Origin of the sequence: Streptomyces mauvecolor (assembly GCF_039532965.1) — a bacterium.
Lineage (GTDB): Bacteria > Actinomycetota > Actinomycetes > Streptomycetales > Streptomycetaceae > Streptomyces > Streptomyces violascens.
Genome location: NZ_BAAASQ010000009.1, coordinates 198,803 through 215,741 on the forward strand (window position 1 = coordinate 198,803; position 16,939 = coordinate 215,741).

Here is a 16,939-nt window from a genome sequence, read left to right on the forward strand (position 1 = left end):
CAACTGTGTGGTGGGTGCACAGACTTGACCCTGACATATATGTGAGGGTTGGACGGTGTGGTCATGACCTCACCGATGCTCAACCATGTCGAATTCGGCGACGGAACCCCTCTGCTGATGCTGCACGGGTTCACCATCGACCACCGCCTCCTGCTGCCCCTGGAATCCGCGTTCACCGACCGGCCGGACTGGCGTCGCGTCTACGTCGACCTGCCCGGCTCGGGCCGGTCGCCGCGGCAGCCGGGCCCGGTCACCGCCGACACCGTGGCGGAGTCACTGATGACCTTCGTGGACAAGCAGTTCGGGTCCGCTCCCTTCGCCGTCGCCGGCATCTCGTTCGGTGCCCAGCTGGCCCGGCACGTCCTGGCCGAACGAGGTGAGCAGGTCCTGGGAATGAGTCTGTTCGCCCCGCCGGTCCTGCCGTTCGCCCAGCGGGATCTGCCCGAGCGCCAGGTCCTGGAGCGGGACGAGGCGCTCCTGGACTCCCTGGACCCCGAGGACCTCGCCGCCTTCTCCGGCATCGCCGCCCGGCAGAACCCCGAGGGCTGGGCCGCCTTCCGTGACCACGTGCTGCCCGGCCTCCGGGCCCACCACCAGGGCGACGCCGCCGAACTCGCCCGCTCCCTCATGCTCACCACCACCCCGGAAACCCGCTTCACCACCCACGACGGCCCGCACCTGCTGGTGACCGGCCGCCAGGACCATCTCGTGGGATGGCGCGACCAGCTGGCGCTTCTGGAGCGTTACCCGCGCATGACGTACGCCGTCCTCGACGGAGCCGGCCACAACGTCCACCTCGACCAGCCCGGCCCCGTCCATGCCCTGTTCACCCGCTGGCTCGACGAACTGGACGCGCGCCGCTGACGCGACCCGGCCCGGTACGCATCAGCCCAGAACCCCAAGGGAGCGGCCTTCGTGGATCCCCACCCCGAACCGAAGACGCCGGCCCGGCCGATCAGGCAGCTCAACAGCATCGCGGCCGCCCGCCTCGTCCCGTCCTTCTGCATCCTGGCGTCCCATCTCTCCTTCGAGAACGTTTTCAAGGACGGGACGACCCAGGGCGCGTACTACCGCATATTCAACCCGCTCGGATTCAATTCCGTATCCTTCTTCATCGTGCTCAGCGGCTTCATCCTGACCTGGATATCCATCGACAGGGCTCCGGGTCCCGGATTCAAGACCAAGCGCCTCCTGAGAATCCTTCCGGTCCACTTCATCACCTGGGCCGTGATCGTCTGTGCCTTCGGCGCGCTGCTTCCGAAGAAATCCCTTGCGGCCACTCTCACCCTGCTTCAGGGGTGGATTCCGGACCACAGCGTCTACTTCTCGGTCAACGCCCCGGCCTGGACCCTCTCGACGGAGATCGTGCTCTATCTCGCGTTCCCATGGATCCACCGGTTCCTCACCGGCCGGACCACCGACTTCCTGCTCACGGCCCTCGTCGGCCTGGTCGCGGTCCTGGTGCTCCTGCCGGCCGTCCTGCAGTCGTTGCCCGACGGCGCGACCTTCTCCAACGCCGCGTTCAGTGAGCGCGGCCGGCTGGTCGACGTCTCGGAATGGAAGTACTGGCTGGTCTACATCAGCCCGTTCACACGCTTCCTGGAGGCGCTCTGCGGCGTCCTGACCTGCCTTCTGGTCGTGAGGGGAAAGTGGCCGAAGAGCGTACTTCTGCCGTCCCTCCTGCTGGTCGCGGCTGTCGTGGCGGAGGAACTCTGGGCCCCGTTCCTCATGACCCTGTCGGCGTTCACGATCGTCCCCGTAGTGCTTCTCATCGGTTCGCTCGCGGCCAGGGAAATCGGCTCGCGCACCACCACCAGCAAAATCGTGGGGAAGGTATCGGCCCTCGGAAAATACACCTTCGGCATCTACATGTACCAATGGGTGCTCATCCTGCTGTGTGAACAGTATCTGCGGCCCTGGGGAAACAGTCTGCTCTCCGGGATTCTGCTGATCGCCGTCTTCTATGCCGTGTGCCTCGCGATCTCGGTCCTTTCGAACCGTTGGATAGAGACCCCGGTCAACTCCTTCATGAGGCCCAACATCGCCGCGAGAGCCGCCGCCCGTCCCGGCGGGCCGAGAACGGCCTCCCCGGCACCGGAACGGGCAACGGCCGGCTCCTGACCGACGGCGGCCCCGGCCGGCCCGGCGGCCGGGCGCGTACCGCGAGGCCTGCCCGGCCGCCCTGTTCCACCGCACCGAGTCGATCTTCCTCCCACGCAAGCCTAGGCAGGTCAGGGCCGGTCGGGGCATGCTGGGGGACCCGGCTGAGGAAGTGAGGCGCGCTGCGATGGTGACTGACTCGTACGCCCATGGGGTGAGTGGTACCGCCCTGCTCGGCGACACGATCGGCGGCAACCTGGACCGCGCGGTCCAGGCGTACGGGGAGCGCGAGGCGCTCGTCGACGTCGCCTCCGGACGGCGCTGGACGTACGCCCAATTCGGCGCGGATGTCGAGCAGTTGGCCTGTGCGCTGCTGGCGACCGGGGTCGCCAAGGGGGACCGGGTCGGGATCTGGGCGGTGAACTGCCCCGAGTGGGTGCTCGTCCAGTACGCCACCGCGCGGATCGGCGCGATCATGGTCAACATCAACCCGGCCTACCGCGTGCACGAGCTGGAGTACGTGCTGCGCCAGGCCGGCATCTCCGTGCTCTTCGCCTCGCTGTCCCACAAGTCGAGCGACTACCGGGCGATGGTCGAGCAAGTGCGCGGCAACTGCCCGGCGTTGCGGCGGACCGTGTTCTTCGGAGACCCCGGATGGGGCCGCCTCATGGCCGACGGTGTCGGGCGCCCGCACGCGGAACTCGCGGCCCGCGAGGCCGAGTTGTCGTGCGACGACCCGGTCAACATCCAGTACACCTCGGGCACGACCGGCTTCCCGAAGGGAGCCACGCTCTCCCATCACAACGTCCTCAACAACGGCTATTTCGTGGGGGAGTTGCTCGGCTACACCGAGGCCGACCGGATCTGCATCCCGGTGCCCTTCTATCACTGTTTCGGCATGGTCATGGGCAACCTGGCGGCCACCTCGCACGGCGCCTGCATGGTCGTCCCGGCCGCGTCCTTCGACCCGGAGGCGACGCTGCGGGCCGTCGAGCACGAGCGCTGCACCTCGCTGTACGGGGTGCCCACGATGTTCATCGCCGAGCTGAACCTGCCCGGCTTCGCCGCGTACGACCTCTCCTCGCTGCGTACCGGCATCATGGCGGGCTCGCCGTGCCCCGCCGAGGTCATGAAGCGGGTGGTCGCCGAGATGCACATGGCCGAGGTGTCCATCTGCTACGGCATGACCGAGACGTCCCCGGTCTCCACCCAGACCCGCACGGACGACGACCTGGAGCGGCGCACCGGCACGGTCGGCCGGGTCATGCCGCACGTCGAGGTGAAGATCGTCGACCCGGCGAGCGGTGTCACCGTCCCGCGCGGCGAGCCGGGCGAGCTGCGCACCCGGGGCTACAGCGTGATGCTCGGCTACTGGGACGAGCCGGAGCGGACCGCCGAGACCATCGACGCGGGGCGCTGGATGCACACCGGCGACCTCGCGGTGATGCGCGAGGACGGCTACGTCGAGATCGTCGGCCGCATCAAGGACATGATCATCCGCGGCGGCGAGAACGTGTACCCCCGCGAGATCGAGGAGTTTCTCCACCGGCATCCCAAGATCGCCGACGTGCAGGTGGTCGGGGTCCCCGACGCGAAGTACGGCGAGGAGGTCCTGGCCTGCGTCATCCCGCGCGACCCGGCCGACCCGCCCACCCTGGACGAGGTCACCGCGTACTGCCGAGAGCGGCTCGCCCACTACAAGATCCCCCGCCACCTGCGGATTCTCGACGCGTTCCCGATGACGGTGAGCGGCAAGGTCCGCAAGGTGGAGCTGCGGGAGGGCTACGGCGCCTGATCAGGCGCCTGTCGCGACGAGTTCCTGAGCCGCGTCGTTCACGGGCTGCGGCGTGCCCGTCAGGTCCAGGACGAACAGCGGGACGCGCAGCTGGTCGGCGCGCGCCCTGGCGTCCTGCGCGTACCCGGCGAGCGAGAAGTGGACGCTGCGCGCCGACGTGGTCACGCCGTGCAGCCACAGGCACTCGACGGCCTTCAGCGAGGCGGGCCGCGTCGTCGGGTCCACCTGGGCCACCAGGCCCCGGCCGCGCAGGTCGATGCCGGAGGCCGGGGGCGGCTCGGCCTGCAGTATGTCGCTGAAGCCGAGCCAGGTCAGATAGAGCCCGGCCGCGGTCACCGCGTCCCTCGCGGTACGGATCGTGAGCGGCCGGAACGCCGTGCGGGCCCGTGCCCCCGGCGGCGGCGCGACCTCCACGGGTGCGGGCGGCGCCGTCACGGGCCGCACGGGGACCTTCAGAACACAGCCGCAGGAGCAGCCGAGCTCGGGCTGCGGCCACTGGCTCTGCCGCCCGCACGCCCTGCACCGGACCGTGACCCAGGCGTCCGTCCAGGTGCGGTGCGTGATCGGCGAGGGCGCGGCGCCCCGCTGGATGGGCGGCGCGAGCGGGACCCCGCAGGCGCAGGGGTAGGCCGGCGGCACATAGACGTGCTCGCGCCGACAGGTCGGGCAGCGCACCGGTACGCCGTCACCGTTCATCCGCCCCCACCTCCATGACGACGCGACCCCGAACGGGTTCCGCTCCGCGCCCGACGCGGTCCCCCGGAGCGGCCTGTCCGGGGGTTCCGCGGTCCATGGTCCATCAACGGCGACGGCGGTGTGGCCGATTCGCGCATCCCGGCCCTCCCTTGACGCGCTGGCGAACCCGTCCTACATTGCTTCCACATAGCAGAATGAAACTTCCGCATTACGGAATAAGGCTCGAAGGTGGCGCGGCCAGTGGCCCGCCGGAGCCGAGTCCGCCGGCCGAAGCAGGAGCACCCCATGCCTCGTATGACCGCTGCCCGAGCGGCAGTTGAGATCCTCAAGCTCGAAGGCGTCAGCCACGCCTTCGGCGTGCCGGGCGCGGCGATCAACCCCTTCTACAAGGCGCTCAAGGAGGGCGGTGGCATCAACCACACGCTCGCCCGCCACGTCGAAGGCGCCTCCCACATGGCGGAGGGCTACACGCGCTCCAACCCGGGCAACATCGGTGTCTGCATCGGCACGTCGGGCCCCGCGGGCACCGACATGATCACCGGCCTGTACTCGGCGATCGCCGACTCGATCCCGATCCTGTGCATCACCGGCCAGGCACCGGTCGCCAAGCTCCACACCGAGGACTTCCAGGCCGTCGACATCGCCTCGATCGCCAAGCCGGTCACCAAGGCCGCGACGACCGTCCTGGAGGCCGCGCAGGTCCCCGGCGTCTTCCAGCAGGCTTTCCACCTGATGCGCTCCGGCCGTCCCGGCCCGGTCCTCATCGACCTGCCGATCGACATCCAGCTGACCGAGATCGAGTTCGACCCCGAGACGTACGCGCCGCTGCCCGTCTACAAGCCGGCCGCGACCCGCGCCCAGGCCGAGAAGGCGATCCAGTTCCTCCTGGAGTCCGAGCGCCCGCTGATCGTCGCCGGTGGCGGCATCATCAACGCGGACGCCTCCGACCTCCTGGTCGAGTTCGCCGAGATCACCAACACTCCGGTCATCCCCACCCTGATGGGCTGGGGCACCATCGCCGACGACCACGAGCTGAACGCCGGCATGGTCGGCGTGCAGACCGCGCACCGCTACGGCAACGCCACGTTCCTGGAGTCGGACTTCGTCCTGGGCATCGGCAACCGCTGGGCCAACCGCCACACCGGCTACAAGCTGGACGTCTACCGCGGCGACCGCAAGTTCGTCCACGTCGACATCGAGCCCACCCAGATCGGCAAGATCTTCGCCCCTGACTTCGGCATCGCCTCCGACGCCAAGGCCGCCCTGGAGCTCTTCGTCGAGGTCGCCAAGGAGCTGAAGGCCGCCGGCAAGCTGCCCGACCGCTCCGCCTGGGTCGCCTCCCACCTGGAGCGCAAGGCCACCCTCCAGCGCCGCACGCACTTCGACAACGTGCCGATGAAGCCGCAGCGGGTCTACGAGGAGATGAACAAGGCCTTCGGCCCGGAGACGCGCTACGTCACCACCATCGGCCTCTCCCAGATCGCCGGCGCGCAGATGCTGCACGTCTACAAGCCGCGCAACTGGATCAACTGCGGCCAGGCCGGCCCGCTCGGCTGGACCATCCCGGCCGCGCTGGGTGCCGCGACCGCCGACCCGGAGGTCCCGGTCGTCGCCCTGTCGGGCGACTACGACTTCCAGTTCATGCTGGAGGAGCTGGCGGTCGGCGCACAGCACAAGATCCCGTACGTCCACGTTCTCGTGAACAACGCCTACCTGGGCCTGATCCGTCAGGCGCAGATCGGCCTGGACATCAACTTCCAGGTCAACCTGGAGTTCGAGAACATCAACTCCCCGGAGCTCGGCGTCTACGGCGTCGACCACATCAAGGTCGTCGAGGGCCTGGGCTGCAAGGCGATCCGCGTCACCGAGCCGGACCAGCTGCTGCCCGCGTTCGAGGAGGCCAAGAAGCTGGCCGCCGAGTTCCGCGTCCCGGTCGTCGTCGAGGCGATCCTGGAGCGCATCACCAACATCGCGATGAGCAAGACGGCCGACATCAGCGATGTCTCGGAGTTCGAGGAGCTGGCCACCGAGCCGGGCCACGCCCCCACGGCGATCCGCCCCCTCCAGGCTTCCTGAGCCACGGCTTCCCGAGCCGCCCCTACGGTCCGGCCTCCGTTCCCCCGCACTGGGGAGCGGAGGCCGGACGCATGCGGTGGCTAACGCGTGCTCTCCTCGCGTTCGAGCAGCGTCTTGAGCGTGGAGAGGATCATCACCCAGCCGTCGCTGACCCCCTTGAGCATCTCGCTGTCCACGCTGTCGAAGCCGTCGTGCGTGATGGTCAGCTTCACCCCGAGCGCGGGCGTCTCGGCCGACTGGATGTCGAACGCGACCTGCGACTGCTCCGTGCGCGCGCTCTCGAACTCGCCTTCCGTGTCGAAGAGCTGACGGTGCATCGGAAGCAGCCGGTGCCAGGTGTACGCGAGCTTCCGCCCCGGCACCGCCTCTATCACCGCCTGGCCGAGATCCTCGTACGCCCCGTCCGGGCCCATCTTCCACAGCACCGGCGAGCCCACCTTCCAGTCGGACATGGGCCCCCAGCCGCCGAAGTACTCCTGCGCGAACTCCGCGTCCGTCAGGGCCTCGTAGAGGCGCTCGGGAGTGGTCCGGATATAGATGACATAGACGAACTCGGGCTTTTCCATGGCGAGTTGCTCCTCCACACCGCGCTTCAGTCTGCCGGGCGCGTCGAGTCTGCCGCGCTCGTACTTGCCGATCCAGCGCTCCGACAGCTCCTGGATCGGCACCGGATTCAGGTAATGGATCTTCTCCCGGCCGCGCCGCACGGACGTGACAAGGCGCGCCGTTTCGAGCACCGCGAGATGCTTGCTCACCGCCTGGCGTGACATGGCGAGGCCCTCGCACAGCTCCCGCAGCGTCTGCCCGTTCCGCGCCCGGAGCCGGTCGAGCAGCCGCCGCCGGCCGGCATCGGCCAGCGCCCTGAAGACGTCGTCCACGCGCGCCTCCGGCGTTGTGCGTACGCACGCTCGTTTCACGGTGTCGTTTCCAGATTCGCAACCCAGGGGTTGCGTGTCAATTCATGACGATTTTCGCACCAGGATGCGTTCCGGTCGGCGCAGATACCGGATCGATTCCCCATCGTCATCCGGCGGGCCTGCCCCTCGGGCCATTTCGCGGCGCATACTGGGGTGACGATGACGAAGCCATCCGCGCCCCGGCGCCACCTGCCCACCAGCCCCTTCAAAGCCCCGGACGCTCCGGCGGCCAAGCACTTCATCCTGGGAGACCGGGTCACACACGACCAGTTCGGCCTGGGCACCATCATCGGGGTCGAGGACGGCGTCGCGATGCTCGTCGACTTCGGCTCCCGCCAGGCCCGAATCGTCAGCCCGTACACCCGCATGGACAAGCTCTAGGCCCCGCCGCCCGGCGAGAGCCGCCGGCCCGTACCGCAGCCGCGGATCGGGCCGGGGGTGCGTCCTTGCGCCGCGGTGAGGACTGCCCTTCCGAGTGAAATCGCCGGGCCCCCGACCGAATCCGCGGGCCCCGCAATCCATCCGCGCTCCAGCCCGGGCCTACGACATCCATACGGCCCGCATCCAACCCCGGGCGTACAAAACGCCCCCTCTCCCGACACCGGAGTCGGACGTGTTCCGGCACCTGAGGGGGACGTGTGCGGACGAACCGTCCGCCTAGCCTGTCGTCCATGGTCAAAATCTCCCGCGCGGCCACGGCCGTCGCCCTGTCCTTAGCCCTCGCGGCGCCGCTCGCCGCGGCGACCGCGGCCCAGGCCGCCCCGCCGAAGCCTCCCGCGGCTTCGATGCACGCCGGCTCGACGCACGCCGCCGAGCGGATCGAACTCCCTCGCCCGACCGGCCAGGACGCGATCGGCGCCGACACGCTGCACCTCGTCGACCACTCCCGCCGCGATCCCTGGGTGCCGAGCCGGGACCGCGAGCTCATGGTGACCCTCACCTACCCGGCGGCCCGCTCCGGCGCCGGCGACCCCGCCCCGTACACCACCTCCGCCGAGGCCCCGGTCCTCCTGAAGGAGCTCGGGATCGACCCCGCGAGGGCGGGTGAGGTCACCGGTGCGAGGACACACGCCGGGCTCGGCGTGCGGCCTGCGCGGGGCGGCCATCCGCTGATCGTGCTCTCACCGGGGTTCGGCGCCCCGCGCTATTCGCTCACCACCCTCGCCGAGGACCTCGCGAGCCGCGGCTACGTCGTCGCGTCGGTGGACCACGCCTACGAGTCGTTCGGCACGAGTTTCCCCGGCGGCCGCCTGCTGACCTGTGTCGCCTGCAAGGCCATGCAGGACGGCACACCCGGCAGCGTGGTCACCGCGACGCGCGCGGCCGACACGTCGTACCTCCTGGACCGCCTCACCGGAAAACACCCGGTCTGGCGGTACTCCTCCGCGATCGACGAGCGGCACATCGGCATGGCGGGTCACTCCATCGGCGGGGCCGCCGCGCTCGCCGCCATGGCGCGCGACGGGCGCATCGACGCCGGGGTCGACATGGACGGGGCGTTCTGGGACACGCCGGCGCCCAAGGGGCTCGGCGGGCGGTCGTTCCTGATGCTGGGCACCGACGACGAGACGCACCGCCCCGGCGGCAAGGACAGGACGTGGGACGCCACGTGGCCCGCCCTCGACGGGTGGAAGCGCTGGCTGACCGTCGCCGGAGCCGAGCACATGACGTTCTCCGACGAGCCGGTCGTCGCCGACCACTTCGGCCTCCCGCACTCGCCGCTGCCCGCGGCCCGCTCCGTCGCCCTCGTCCGGACGTACGTGGGCGCCTTCTTCGACCAGCAGGTGCGGGGCCTCGCCCGGCCGGTCCTCGCGGGACCTACCTCCGCCAACCCCGAGGTGACGTTCAACAATCCCTGACCGCGGTCCGCCCCCCCAACCGGGGGCTTACCGCCCGGGTTTACCCCGGTTCCAACCCCCGGTTGACGACCCCGGCCGTGCCGGATCGGCAAGGTGTGGTGAGTCGCGAGAACGCTCGCGACACCCACTCGACCAGGGGGAACCATGACACCCATCCGCAAGGCGGCGATAGCTGTGGCGGCAGTCGGAGCCGTCGCGCTTCCGCTCACGGGAGCCACCACCGCGTCGGCCGGAACCAACGGGCAGCAGGTCGCCGTGTCCACGTACTACTCGGACGAGGTCCAGGTCTGCGGCCACAACCAGAACAACGCGTGGGTGTGCACCGGCTACTTCAACACACCCGGCACGGGCTACACCGGCCGCGTCGGCTACTGGTTCAAGGGCCAGGTCACCATCACGGGCGTCCGCAACTCGCCCCACCAGGTACGCACCGCGTACTGCAACATCCCCGTCTCGCAGTCCGACAACTGGTCCTACTGCAACGGCCGCAGCAACCGCACCCTGTAGCACCGCGGAACAGCCCCTTTGAAGCAACAGGGCTCCACCCCTCCGGACCCGGGGGTGGGGCCCTGCCCCTGTTCTGCTGGACCGTCAACTCCGTTGGCCTAGAGCGATGTTGATGGATGGTCGGCGACGAGGGAAGCGAGCTGTGTGAGCGAGTCGATCCGCCAGTCCGCCGCCGCGACGACCTCCGAGTCGTCCGCCCACCAGTGCCCCCATGGCCCGCGCCGCAGGTGTGCGACGCGCAGTCCGGCCGCCTTGGCGGGGAACACGTCGTTCACGGGGTGGTCGCCGACGTACACTGTCTCGTGCGGAGCCGACTCGGCCACCTCCAGCACTCGCTCGAAGAAGGCGGGTTGGGGCTTGGAGACACCCCATTCGTCGGAGGTGACCACCAGGTCGGCGGGCAGGTCGAGACCGCGCAGGAGTTCGCCGGCGCGGGCCGTCTGGTTCCCGGCGACGATGACCTGGATGCCGAGCTCGCGGAGCCCGCCGAGGGCGGGCCGTACGTCGTCGTACAGGTCGGTTTCGTCGAGATGCTCACCACGGCCCGCCGCCTCGCGGGCGAGGTACGCCTGGCGGACGTCTATGCCGGGTTTGAGCATGCGCAACGCGTCGGCGGGGTCGCGCCCTTGGGTGACGACGGCCCCGACGAGCGCGGCGAGGGTGTGTCTGGGCACGCCGATCCAGTCGGCCCAGGATGCCCAGTAGCGGTCGTCGCGTACCAGTGTTTCGCCCATGTCGAGCACGATGGTCTCAATCATCGAGGCCGATCCTAGGTGGTGAGGCGGGCGGGTATGTGGGACGACGCCCCCATGAGTCGGGTGGCGCCGTCGCTACGAGCCGTATGCCGCCGCGAGCTGTACGGCGCCACTACAACGCGGACTGGAACGCGGAAGCGGAGGGCACGGTGTCACCCACTGCCGTGACGCGGTCGAGGGCGACGGGGGCGAGCCCCGCGTGCTGGGCGGCGGCGCGGGCGGCGAGCGCCACACGGGGGCCGGTCGCGGCGACCGGGAGGGGGCGGCGGGCGGCGGCGGATACGAGCATCGTGGTCATGCCTCATTGTGCATGGCCGGGCGTTGTGCTGTGCGCCGTTCGGGAAGGCCCAAGTAGCAGTCGTACGTGGGTGGTTGCGGTGCCGGGTGAATGATCGGACGGGCTCTGCGGCGCGACGGCCACCGGGGCCGAGCGGGAGCCGCCCGCTCAGGGCGAGGGGCGGCTCCCGTCACTCATGTGGCCTTTGCCGTGACCTTCCAGGGCACGACGACGTCAGGGCACACACGCCCGGGGTCGGGACGGCAGGACCGGGTCGAGCCGATCATGACGACGCCCGGATTCTCGGCCCGGAAAACGGCGCTGGCACCGCCCGTTGGCGTAGTGCCACCCGCGATCTTCCGGAGCACCCCGGAGTCGCCGGCCTGCGGGACGCTCCAGGCGTAGGTGAGCCCCTGGGAACGGGAGCCGGTGAGCCGGATCTCGACGTCGTCGCCGACCGCCAGAACAACGGGCCGGCCGTCGTCCGCGTTCGTCAGGACCACGCGTTTCGCCGCGGCGGCGTGGCGGGCCGAGGACGGCTGGGGCTGGGCGGTGGCCGGTGCGGCGGCGGGGCCCATGGCCGACGCCAGTCCGAGCGCCAGCGATACGGCGAGGTAAGCGGATGCCTTCGTCTTCAAGACCCCTCCGGGGGTAGCCGGGCCAGGCAGAACGGCGGGTTCTGCGCGTTGGGATCAGGGTGGCCCGAGCGAGGGCCGACACTGCTCTTTTTGCGGTTGAATACACCGAATTGGTGACGGTGGTCGAGGAGCTACTGACGGAATCGGCCGGGGGCGGCGCTCGCTGAATCGACGCCGGCCCGGAGACGCCGCTCCGGGGGCCCCGGCCGGCTCCCCGATTCACGCCTCAAGGAGGCCCTTCCGCCATACGAGGACCTCGGTGCTCGGCTGCCGCTCGGAGAACCGCCCTGACGGCGAGGATTCGCTCAGCAGCCTGCGTACGTCCGCCTCGAAGGCGTCGCAGCGCTCGCCGAACAGGTGTGGCGCGGCGTAAGACATCGAGAACACCCACGCCACGAGATCGTCAGCCGTGCGTTCCAGGGCCTGTCCGCCGGGAACGACGTGGCGATGGGGCCCAGTGAACCCGGCCCTGGCGAGGACCGCCGCTTCGCCGCCGGGTGTTCCGTGCGGCAGGACACTGCGGCCCGCTCGCCGGACGGGCCCCAGGTAGCGCCTGACCAGATCCTCGACAGCCGCGTAGGGAGCCGGAGGGTGAGGCAGGCCGTGGAGGCTGGGTGTCCCGGTCTTCAGATCCGAGACATGAACCAGCGCTCCACCGGGCCGGAGCATGCCCTTGATGACGGCTGCCACCAAGCCGCGATCCATCCAGTGAAAGGACTGACCGAAGCTCGCGACGCTGAACGTTCCCAGCCCGGCGGGCAGTTCCTCCGCCCGGGCCCGCACCCAACGTGCCTTCGTACCCATGCCGCATGCTGCGGCTTGGCAAGCGGCCTCGGTGATCATCCCGCTGTCGGGGTCGACCCCGACGACCTCACGGAACAGGTGACCCAGACTCAGAGCCAGGGTGCCGGGCCCGCACCCCACATCGATGAGCCGCCCGCGCCCGTCGAGCTCGAGAACGGTGGCGAGTACGTCCGCGAGGCCGGGTGCGTAGGGAAGCCTTCCGCGCCGGTAGTAGGCGGCGGTACCCCGGAACAGACTGTCGTCCCGCTCCCACCCGGCGCCCCCGCCCGCCCACCGCCCTCATGGGTGATCCACACATGCTGGATGCCGATGGTTGCATGTGCGGGTGCGTCCAGAGTTCAAGGTCGGCGGCGGTACATGGTGCTCTGCCATTGAGCTACGCCGACCCGAAGTCGACGACGGGATTCGAACCCGCAACCGCCCGTTCCCAAAACGAAGTAACCGCTGCCTGCGCACCTGGACGAGAACCACGGTATCTGCGTGACGTGATGCCGGCACGTGAATTATGGCTCTGCTCTTCAGGCGGCGAGTCCACTGTGCGGGCTCGGCGGCCCGCCATCCGACTCGGCTGTTCTTGCGAGCCTGGCTTCCTCGACCGTGTTCCCGTGATGTTCCCGTCAGCCGCGAAAAGATCAAAGCCCCACCCGAACCAGCGGGTGAGGCCTTGATCAACGAACGCTCGATTCGGGACCGTAACCAGTTTTGTTACCTACATTTGACCTGCGGTGATGCGGGAAATCGACCCAAAACAGGACCACTTGACGCCACTGAGTGCCACACAGTGCAGCAGAGTCCCCCTCTGTTTGGCCATGGCCAAACGCCCGGAGCGGGCGACCTGGCGGCCGCACGGGTTGAGTAGCGAGGCCTATGTCCGCGACGCCCCGGATATGGCATCGCCCCCGCTACGGCCGTAACGGGGGCGCGCCGACCCCTGCTCGCAAGCCTGGGGGCAGAGCGGGCGGGGTCGATCAGGGAGAGCTGGCCCAGGGAGTGTGTGCCAGCCACGGGTTTCAATACGCGGAACTCTAGCTTCACTCGAACAAGTGAGCGAATGCTTTGGTTCAGTGCGGGATGCCCTCGATGATGTCGCGGGCGCCCTGACGCAGGAGCTCGGCACAGACCCGGGAGCCGAGTACCGCCGGGTCGTTCAGGCCCTCGCCCCAGAAGTGGGCGTGGACGAACTTGGACCCGTCCCGCGAGAACACCATGCCGCGCAACGAGAGTTGCCCGTCCGGCTCGGTGACGCAGTACCCGGCGATCGGGCTGTTGCAGTGCCCCCTCAGGCCGTGCAGGAGGACACGCTCGGCCGTCGCCTCCGTCTGCGTGCGGGCGTCATTGAGGCGCAGCAGAAGGCCCGTCACGTCGGCGTCAGCTTTGCGGCACTCCAGGGCCAGGACGCCGGCCCCGACCGCGGGCAGGATCTCGTCCGGCTCGAACACCTGCCGAGCCCGGTCGGTCAGGCCGAGGCGCTCCAGGCCGGAGGAGGCCAGGACCATGGCGCTCAGCTCGGCATCCATGGCCTTGGTGCCGTCCATCTTGTCTAGGCGGGTGCCGACGGTGCCGCGGATCCGTACGACCTGGAGATCCGGACGGGCCCGGTTGATCTGCGCTTTGCGTCGTACCGAGGAGGAGCCGACCAGCGCGCCGGCCGGGAGGTCTTCGAGGCGCTTCACGTCCGAGCCTTCGGGGACGACGAGGACGTCCCGGACGTCGCCGCGGGGGAGCATCGCGGCGAACACGAGGCCTTCGGGGAGGGGGATGTCGCCGGGGACGTCTTTGAGGCAGTGGATGGCCATGTCGATGTCGCCGCGCTGGAGTTGGACGTCGATGGCTTTGACGAACAGTCCCTTGCCGCCGAGTTGGGCGAGGTCGCCCTGCCACATGTCGGCTTCGGTCTCGATGGGGACTGCCTCGGTGGTCAGGGTGGGGTCGAGCTGGTGAAGCAGGGCGCGGACGTGCTCGGTCTGTGCGAGGGCCATGGGGCTTTTGCGGGTGCCGATGCGGAGCGGCCGGTCGGTCAGGGAGGTCACGATGTCTCCGGGATGGTCTCGTGGTAGCGGGTGTTCAGGGGCATGTCGAGCGGGACGCCGACGAGTGGGGCGATGCTCGGGTGCAGGACGGTAGTGGCCCGGGTCGGGTCGGCCCATTCGAGGGCGTCAACTTCGCTGGCCTGGAGGACGATGCGGTCGATGTCTTCGCGGGTGATGCGGGGGCCGATGAACGTCAGGGTGATCCGGGCGCGGCGGCCGGGTGTGTGGGCCTGCGTCCACTCGGTGGCGAGGAGATCGCCAACGGTGATGTCGAGGCCGAGTTCCTCGCGTATCTCCCGGCGGGCGGCCGTGCGCGGGGACTCGTTGAGGTGGACGATTCCGCCGGGCAGGCCCCACCGCGAGCGGCTGCCCGTGGTGCGGACGAGGAGAACATGGTGGTCCTCGTCGGTGATGACGACGCGGACGAGGATCGGCTGCCCCGGTGCGGGGTGGGGCGTCTTCACGATGTAGCTCCGGACGTCTTCGGGTGGCAGGAGCAGGCGCACTTGAGGACTTCGATCGGTGCGGTGGCCGAGGGTTGGCGCACGTCGAGCGGGCCAGGGCAATGAGCATGGCCGCCCTGCCAGTTCAGGTTGCGGGCCTCGCGGCACTCGGGTGTGACGTAGGTGCCCGGCGCCTGCACGGCGGTCACGACTCGGCCCGGGCCGCAAGGGCAGCCGTGCCCGCTTCGATCATCCCGTTCACCCGGAGCGGATCGCACAGGGCGCCCGGGGCCGCCATGGGCACGGCCCAGTAACTCGTGAGGCTCCCAGTCGGCTCGTTGTCCCCGACGCGGGGTACGCCGATGTAGTTGCCGAGACCGACGTACGTTGCATACGGGCCGAGGCCGGGCCCGGGCGGAGACGGCGGCACAAGAGCGTAAAAGCGGCGGTTGTGCGGATCGTGGATGACGGGCCCGCGCAAACACTCACGGAGGACCGCGGTCGCGATCGCCCCCTCACCGACGGCCACGGCGTACACCAGCTCGTCAGCCAGACGGACGGCCGAGAAGCGGCGCCCCAGCGCGAGCAGGGCAACGTGCCCGTCCATCCACTGTTGGCGTGCGTCATCCGGCCGGTTGAGGCTGTCGGCCAGCCACGCGGCAATGGTTTCTCTCTGTGCGGCGTCTGCTGCGGTGTGCACGGGAACGCCCCTCGGTCGTTGTTCGCTTAGCCGCGACCGTAGAGCTGTTCATTAGTGGCAAGGGGCCGGGTTTCGGCCCCTGCCTCACGCCGCGAGCATTCCGATCTTCACCCCCAGGTCTGACGCCCGGCGACGACGCTCAGGCATCCGCGACTCGACCTCTTCTAGGACGATCCTGCGCGCATACCCGTTGTACCGAATCGTCTCCGGCGCGGCGGCATGGGCCAGTTCGAGCGTGGACAGGGCCGTCTCGTGCTGACCGTCCAGGTAGTACGCACGGGCCTGTTCGATCCGGTGTCGAGCCCGTCGTGGCCGCGACGGGATGACGTCGGCCTCGGCGCGGGTGGCCTGCCGCACTGATTCGCCACCGGCCCGGAGCTCGACAGCAACCGTGACCGCGTGGGCGCCCATGATGGCCGCACCGAAGGATGTGACCGGGTGGTAGTAGCCCGCGGGCAGGCTGGCCGCGGTTCGGGTGGCCTTGTCCCACCAGCCCCACGCAGTCCCCGATTCGGCCCGACGCGCGGCGGTGTATCCAGCCTCGAACTGCAACGCGCCAGCGATCGCCCGTACTTCGGCCGGGGCGTCGGGAAGCAATGGGGCAAGGTAGCGCAGTGTGGAAATGGTGATCTCGTCCGCGGCGTCGAAGTGACCGGGGCCAGAGTCGCGGTGGGCTTGGGCGGTCAGCCAAGCGGCTACGCCGATCGCGTGCGGGTCCTCGCTCTCCTGCGCGGCCACCATTCCCCGTTCGGCCACACGCCACAGCAGCGCAGCGTCCGGCTGGTAGGCCACGAAGAACTGCGACAGTGAGTACACCTCGGACAGCACGGCATGGGCGGATCGGCGTTCGGCCGCTGATTCGCTCTGTCGCACGGCGAGCTGCGCGTCACGGATCAGGTCCGGTAGCAAGGTGCCCAGAACCTCACGGTGGTTCGCTGCGTTGTGGCGGGCGGTCCACGCGGTGGCGAGGCGGGCTTGCAGATGGGCCGGCGACGGTGCGGCCCGGTCCGTGTCGAAGGGGAACAGGTTGATCGCCGCTGTGACGGCCGGGAGCTTGGGGTGGCCTGGCCCTACGAACAGCTCAATGTCTGGGGTGGTGTCCGCCCCAACTAGATCATTGAGAGTGCGTACCCGCAGAACTTCCGCGATGCGCAGGATCTCAGGCAGCCGCGGCATCCTCATCTGACCACCCTCGATCTTCTTGACCCATGAGGCGTGATGGCCCAAGAGCCCGGCCAACTGTTCCCGGGTCATGCCACGTCGGGTCCTAAAGATCTGGACGCGTTGCCCGAAGCGCACAGGGTCCTCGTACGGGTCCGGGGTAGCATCAGGAGACATAACG

General features: G+C 69.4%; 17 protein-coding genes. 7 read left to right on the forward strand and 10 right to left on the reverse strand.

The window, feature by feature from the left end:
- The first annotated feature begins 63 nt into the window (after window positions 1–63).
- From ABD346_RS13340 to ABD346_RS13350, 3 genes are all read left to right on the forward strand, one after another.
- Window positions 64–864 (forward strand): alpha/beta fold hydrolase, encoded by an 801-nt coding sequence (locus ABD346_RS13340; protein WP_344374726.1) that lies wholly within the window; start codon window positions 64–66, stop codon window positions 862–864.
- A 51-nt stretch (window positions 865–915) separates the two neighbouring features.
- A complete protein-coding gene (locus tag ABD346_RS13345; RefSeq protein WP_344374727.1) occupies window positions 916–2,121 on the forward strand; it encodes an acyltransferase family protein in 1,206 nt (401 codons plus the stop codon).
- A 166-nt stretch (window positions 2,122–2,287) separates the two neighbouring features.
- Window positions 2,288–3,895, forward strand: coding sequence for an AMP-binding protein (locus ABD346_RS13350; RefSeq protein WP_344374729.1), 1,608 nt, complete (start codon window positions 2,288–2,290; stop codon window positions 3,893–3,895).
- Here the strand turns inward: ABD346_RS13350 and ABD346_RS13355 are convergent, their stop codons facing one another.
- Window positions 3,896–4,591, reverse strand: coding sequence for a hypothetical protein (locus ABD346_RS13355; protein ID WP_344374730.1), 696 nt, complete (start codon window positions 4,589–4,591; stop codon window positions 3,896–3,898).
- A gap of 285 nt (window positions 4,592–4,876) precedes the next feature.
- Here ABD346_RS13355 and gcl point away from each other — a divergent pair, with 285 nt between their 5' ends.
- Window positions 4,877–6,667 carry a glyoxylate carboligase gene (gene gcl, locus ABD346_RS13360; protein ID WP_344374732.1) on the forward strand — a complete coding sequence of 597 codons (1,791 nt, stop codon included), beginning with the start codon at window positions 4,877–4,879 and terminating at the stop codon, window positions 6,665–6,667.
- Between the two features lie 80 nt (window positions 6,668–6,747).
- Here gcl and ABD346_RS13365 read toward each other — a convergent pair whose 3' ends face one another.
- The gene (locus ABD346_RS13365; protein ID WP_344374733.1) at window positions 6,748–7,545 is read right to left on the reverse strand and encodes an ArsR/SmtB family transcription factor; all 798 of its coding nucleotides are present in this window, start codon (window positions 7,543–7,545) and stop codon (window positions 6,748–6,750) included.
- A 198-nt stretch (window positions 7,546–7,743) separates the two neighbouring features.
- Here ABD346_RS13365 and ABD346_RS13370 point away from each other — a divergent pair, with 198 nt between their 5' ends.
- From ABD346_RS13370 to ABD346_RS13380, 3 genes are all read left to right on the forward strand, one after another.
- Window positions 7,744–7,965 (forward strand): hypothetical protein, encoded by a 222-nt coding sequence (locus ABD346_RS13370; protein WP_053725806.1) that lies wholly within the window; start codon window positions 7,744–7,746, stop codon window positions 7,963–7,965.
- A gap of 290 nt (window positions 7,966–8,255) precedes the next feature.
- Window positions 8,256–9,443, forward strand: a complete 1,188-nt coding sequence (locus ABD346_RS13375) for an alpha/beta hydrolase family protein (RefSeq protein WP_344374734.1) — start codon at window positions 8,256–8,258, stop codon at window positions 9,441–9,443.
- Window positions 9,444–9,587: 144 nt separating this feature from the next.
- Window positions 9,588–9,950: a hypothetical protein gene (locus ABD346_RS13380; protein ID WP_344374735.1), complete on the forward strand. Its 363-nt coding sequence runs from the start codon at window positions 9,588–9,590 to the stop codon at window positions 9,948–9,950.
- A gap of 98 nt (window positions 9,951–10,048) precedes the next feature.
- Here the strand turns inward: ABD346_RS13380 and ABD346_RS13385 are convergent, their stop codons facing one another.
- From ABD346_RS13385 to ABD346_RS13420, 8 genes are all read right to left on the reverse strand, one after another.
- Window positions 10,049–10,708 (reverse strand): HAD family hydrolase, encoded by a 660-nt coding sequence (locus tag ABD346_RS13385; protein WP_344374737.1) that lies wholly within the window; start codon window positions 10,706–10,708, stop codon window positions 10,049–10,051.
- Between the two features lie 109 nt (window positions 10,709–10,817).
- Window positions 10,818–11,003: a hypothetical protein gene (locus ABD346_RS13390; protein ID WP_344374738.1), complete on the reverse strand. Its 186-nt coding sequence runs from the start codon at window positions 11,001–11,003 to the stop codon at window positions 10,818–10,820.
- Between the two features lie 173 nt (window positions 11,004–11,176).
- Entirely contained in the window at window positions 11,177–11,620 is a 444-nt protein-coding gene (locus ABD346_RS13395) for a hypothetical protein (protein WP_344374739.1), read from the reverse strand.
- Between the two features lie 219 nt (window positions 11,621–11,839).
- Window positions 11,840–12,658: a class I SAM-dependent methyltransferase gene (locus ABD346_RS13400; protein ID WP_344375133.1), complete on the reverse strand. Its 819-nt coding sequence runs from the start codon at window positions 12,656–12,658 to the stop codon at window positions 11,840–11,842.
- A gap of 827 nt (window positions 12,659–13,485) precedes the next feature.
- The gene (hemC, locus tag ABD346_RS13405; protein ID WP_381230014.1) at window positions 13,486–14,454 is read right to left on the reverse strand and encodes a hydroxymethylbilane synthase; all 969 of its coding nucleotides are present in this window, start codon (window positions 14,452–14,454) and stop codon (window positions 13,486–13,488) included.
- A complete protein-coding gene (locus ABD346_RS13410; protein ID WP_344374741.1) occupies window positions 14,451–14,918 on the reverse strand; it encodes an NUDIX domain-containing protein in 468 nt (155 codons plus the stop codon). Before ABD346_RS13410 ends, hemC begins: the two co-directional genes overlap by 4 nt.
- Before the next feature lie 184 nt (window positions 14,919–15,102).
- Complete coding sequence (locus ABD346_RS13415) at window positions 15,103–15,597, reverse strand: hypothetical protein (protein WP_344374743.1); 495 nt, start codon at window positions 15,595–15,597, stop codon at window positions 15,103–15,105.
- A gap of 84 nt (window positions 15,598–15,681) precedes the next feature.
- A complete protein-coding gene (locus ABD346_RS13420; RefSeq protein WP_344374745.1) occupies window positions 15,682–16,935 on the reverse strand; it encodes a helix-turn-helix domain-containing protein in 1,254 nt (417 codons plus the stop codon).
- Window positions 16,936–16,939 lie beyond the last annotated feature (4 nt).

Coding starts and splice junctions, on each gene's coding strand:
- ABD346_RS13340 (WP_344374726.1), top strand. CDS start 64: ATGACCTCACCGATGCTCAACCATGTCGAATTCGGCGACGGAACCCCT.
- ABD346_RS13350 (WP_344374729.1), top strand. CDS start 2,288: ATGGTGACTGACTCGTACGCCCATGGGGTGAGTGGTACCGCCCTGCTC.
- ABD346_RS13355 (WP_344374730.1), bottom strand. CDS start 4,591: ATGAACGGTGACGGCGTACCGGTGCGCTGCCCGACCTGTCGGCGCGAG.
- gcl (WP_344374732.1), top strand. CDS start 4,877: ATGCCTCGTATGACCGCTGCCCGAGCGGCAGTTGAGATCCTCAAGCTC.
- ABD346_RS13370 (WP_053725806.1), top strand. CDS start 7,744: ATGACGAAGCCATCCGCGCCCCGGCGCCACCTGCCCACCAGCCCCTTC.
- ABD346_RS13375 (WP_344374734.1), top strand. CDS start 8,256: ATGGTCAAAATCTCCCGCGCGGCCACGGCCGTCGCCCTGTCCTTAGCC.
- ABD346_RS13380 (WP_344374735.1), top strand. CDS start 9,588: ATGACACCCATCCGCAAGGCGGCGATAGCTGTGGCGGCAGTCGGAGCC.
- ABD346_RS13385 (WP_344374737.1), bottom strand. CDS start 10,708: ATGATTGAGACCATCGTGCTCGACATGGGCGAAACACTGGTACGCGAC.
- ABD346_RS13390 (WP_344374738.1), bottom strand. CDS start 11,003: ATGACCACGATGCTCGTATCCGCCGCCGCCCGCCGCCCCCTCCCGGTC.
- ABD346_RS13420 (WP_344374745.1), bottom strand. CDS start 16,935: ATGTCTCCTGATGCTACCCCGGACCCGTACGAGGACCCTGTGCGCTTC.